Origin of the sequence: Pseudonocardia pini, assembly GCF_013870575.1 — a bacterium.
GTDB lineage: Bacteria > Actinomycetota > Actinomycetes > Mycobacteriales > Pseudonocardiaceae > Pseudonocardia > Pseudonocardia pini.
On sequence record NZ_JACBXB010000650.1, the window covers coordinates 1 to 3,261 of the forward strand.

At 74.6% G+C, this 3,261-nt stretch carries 4 protein-coding genes; 3 read left to right on the top strand and 1 reads right to left on the bottom strand.

Annotation, left to right across the window (positions count from 1 at the left end; all coding sequences use genetic code 11):
• Both H5J29_RS26510 and H5J29_RS26515 read left to right on the top strand, forming a co-directional pair.
• On the top strand, positions 1 to 710 hold a 710-nt coding region (locus tag H5J29_RS26510), incomplete at its 5' end, for a phosphatidylinositol mannoside acyltransferase (RefSeq protein WP_181783734.1).
• The gene (locus H5J29_RS26515; protein ID WP_181783735.1) at positions 707 to 1,837 is read left to right on the top strand and encodes a glycosyltransferase family 4 protein; all 1,131 of its coding nucleotides are present in this window, start codon (positions 707 to 709) and stop codon (positions 1,835 to 1,837) included. The genes H5J29_RS26510 and H5J29_RS26515, both read left to right, overlap by 4 nt.
• A gap of 350 nt (positions 1,838 to 2,187) precedes the next feature.
• On the opposite strand, the gene H5J29_RS26520 is transcribed toward H5J29_RS26515, so the two are convergent.
• Positions 2,188 to 2,847 carry a winged helix-turn-helix domain-containing protein gene (locus H5J29_RS26520; RefSeq protein WP_181783736.1) on the bottom strand — a complete coding sequence of 220 codons (660 nt, stop codon included), beginning with the start codon at positions 2,845 to 2,847 and terminating at the stop codon, positions 2,188 to 2,190.
• Positions 2,848 to 3,082: 235 nt separating this feature from the next.
• Between H5J29_RS26520 and H5J29_RS36645 the strand changes: the two genes are divergently transcribed.
• Positions 3,083 to 3,261 (top strand): nitrilase-related carbon-nitrogen hydrolase (locus tag H5J29_RS36645; RefSeq protein ID WP_376768576.1); only part of this gene is annotated, 179 nt, incomplete at its 3' end.

The following is a 3,261-nucleotide window of genomic DNA, read 5'->3' on the forward strand; positions in this document are numbered from 1 at the left end:
GGCTGGTCCGCGCCGCGCTGCGCAGCTACGCGCGGTACTGGCAGGAGGCCTTCCGGCTGCCCGCGCTGGACCCGCGGGCCGTGCACGCCGGCATGGCCCCGTGGACCACGGGCATGGCGGGCGTGATCGCCGCGATGCAGGAGGGCCGGGGCGTGGTGCTCGCCCTGCCGCACGCGGGGAACTGGGACGTCGCCGGGGTCTACGCCATCGAGGAGATGCGCAGGCACGGGCTGCCGCCGGTGATGACGACGGTCGTCGAGCGGTTGGAGCCCGCCTCGGTCTACCGGCGGTTCGTGGGGTACCGCGAGTCGCTCGGCTTCGAGATCGTGGCGCAGGACGACGGCCGCCGCGCCCACGTCGCGCTCACCCGCAGGCTGCGCGCGGGCGGCCTGGTCTGCCTGGTCAGCGACCGCGACCTCACGGGGACCGGCATCGACGTGCCCTTCTTCGGCGACACGGTCAAGCTGCCCTCGGGGCCCGCCGCGCTGGCCTCCCTCACGGGCGCTCAGCTGCACGTCGCCGGGCCGTACTTCCTGCCGGGCGGCCGCTGGGGCGCCACCATCACCGAGCCGATCCCGGTGCCCGAGCGGTCGGGCGGGGTGGAGAAGGCCACGCTGGAGATCGCCCGCGCCTTCGAGCAGCTCATCGCGGCCCATCCGGCGGACTGGCACATGCTGCAGGACCTGACCCCGGGGGGCGACGGCCGGTGAGGGTGGGGATCGTCTGCCCCTACTCGCTCGACGTCCCGGGCGGGGTGCAGGCCCATGTCGTCGACCTGGCGGTGGCGCTGCAGGCGTTGGGGCACACGGTGTCCGTGCTCGCGCCCGCGGACGAGGACACCGTGCTGCCCGCGTTCGTCACGCCCGCGGGGAAGGCTCTCGGCGTGCCGTACAACGGCTCGGTGGCGCGGGTGACGTTCGGCCCGGTCACCTACGCCCGCGCCCGCCGCTGGCTGGCCGACAACGCGTTCGACGTCCTCCACCTGCACGAACCCACCACGTTCTCGATCTCCGTGCTCGCCCTGCTCGCCGCGGAGGGCCCGATCGTCGCGACCTTCCACACCTCCACCGAGCGCTCCCGCACGCTGCACGCCTTCGGCGGGGTGCTGCGGCCGCTGATGGAGAAGGTCACGGCGCGGATCGCGGTGTCGTCGACGGCCCGCCGGGTCCAGGTCGAGCACCTCGGCGGGGACGCGACGGAGATCCCCAACGGGGTCGACGTCGCCCGCTTCGCCGCAGGCCGGTTGCTGCCCGGCTATCCGCGCACGCCGACCGTCGGGTTCGTCGGGCGGTTCACCGAGCCCCGCAAGGGCATGTCGGTGCTGCTCGAGGCGCTGCGGACCGTCGACGCCCGGCTGCTCGTGGTCGGGCGCGGGGACGTCGACGTGCTGCGTCGCGAGGCGGGCCCCGTCGAGCTGGAGGTCCTCGGCGCCGTGGACGACGAGACCAAGGCCGCCGCGCTGCGCTCCGTCGACGTGTTCTGCGCCCCCAACCTGGGCGGCGAGAGCTTCGGGATGGTGCTCACCGAGGCCATGGCGGCGGGCGCGCCGGTCGTGGCCAGCGACCTCGAGAGCTTCCGACGCGTGCTCGGCGAGGACCGTCCCGCCGGCGTCCTGGTCCCCACGGGGGACCCCGGGGCTCTGGCCGGCGCGCTGCGGGACCTGCTGACGGACCCGGCGCGGCGGGCCGCGCTGTCCGCCGCCGGTCGGGCGCGGGCCGCGCAGTTCGACTGGCCGGTCGTCGCCGGTCAGGTGCTGCAGGTCTACCAGGCCGCGATCGCCGCGGACCCCCGCCAGGTGCCGCTGGTGTCCCAGGTGCTGCCGGGTGGTGCCCGGTGATCTGGGTGGTGCTCGCGGTCGCGGTGGTCGTGCTGGTCTGGGTGACGGTGCTGTGCGCGGCGACCAGGGCCGTGAGGGGGTCACGGTCCGCGCGGCGGAACGGGCGGACGACGAGGTCGTGGGACATGGCGGCTCCCGGAGACGATCGAGATCGACGCCGCCACCCGTGCGGTACCGCCCCAGACTAGGGTCCCGCACCGCGAATCCGCCACAGATCTCCACGGCCCAGGCCCCACGCAGGCGGCGTCGCCGGTCCGGCGAGTACACCCGGTACGAGCCTCGGACCGGCTGCCTGGCCTCGCGTGAACCTGGATCCGCCGAGACGGGCGACGGACTTGCGGTGCGGGAGACTAGGCGGTGACGGCGAGGTAGCCCAGGCCCCGGACCGTCTTGATGCTGGAGCGGTGTCTGCCCAGTTTGGACCGCAGCGCGCGGACGTGGCAGTCGATCGCCCGCGGGCTGGGGTCGGCGCCGCCGAGCACGCCGAGCAGGCGCTCGCGCGACAGCGGGCGCCCGGCGTGCGCGAGCAGCGCCCGGAGCACCTCGAACTCGTGGTGGGTGAGCGGGAGCGGGCGGGCCTCGACGGTGATCGTGTACGCGTGCTGGTCCAGCTCGAACGGGCCGACGCGGATGACCACCGGGGCGTCGACGCCGTCGGGCTCGAGCTGGACGCGGTGGCGCTGGGAGAGCCGGAGCCGGGCGTCCACCTCGGCGGGGCCCGCGCCGCTCAGCACGAGCTGCGCGAACGGTCCGGCGTCGACGGAGGGGAGCGCTGCCTCGTCGACGACCGCCACGCCCGGGACGCCCCGGTCCGTGGCGACGACGAGGCCGGCGAGGGCCGCGGCGGCCCGCGGCTGGGTGCGCCCGTCGACGAGCACGACGTCGCACATCGGGGCGGCGAGGAACGCGGCGACGGAGAGGGGTGCGGTGTGGACGGTGTGGGGGAGCAGGTCGAGCGCGGGGAGTACGACACAGCCGTCGGAGGCGGTCGTCAGGACCAGGACGTCCAACGCGGTTCCTTCCGGGATGGTCGGCGGGGGTGTGCCTATCCCGTCCGACCCGAGTGTCCGGATCGCGGCCGTATTGTGTCGCTTACGTCAACGAGACCTCACTTAATTACGGTCTTGAGGCGAAGGTTTACGGCCGAGTGGCCCTACCAGCGGGTATCGCTGGCCGTGACGATCATGACCGAGTGTCACCCGAAAGGGTCGACTCCGAACCCCGTCGGTGGTGTGAGGTTTGAGCATGCGGACCGGAGGACCCGGACTGGCCGTCGCCGCGGCCCAACCCGCGTGCGTGGCGCGGGACGTGGCGGCCAACGCGCGGGGTCACGCGGAGGCGGTCCGCGCGGCGGGCGCCCGGGTCGTCGTGTTCCCCGAGCTGTCCCTCACGGGCTACGAGCTCGACGCACCCGCCGTCCCGCC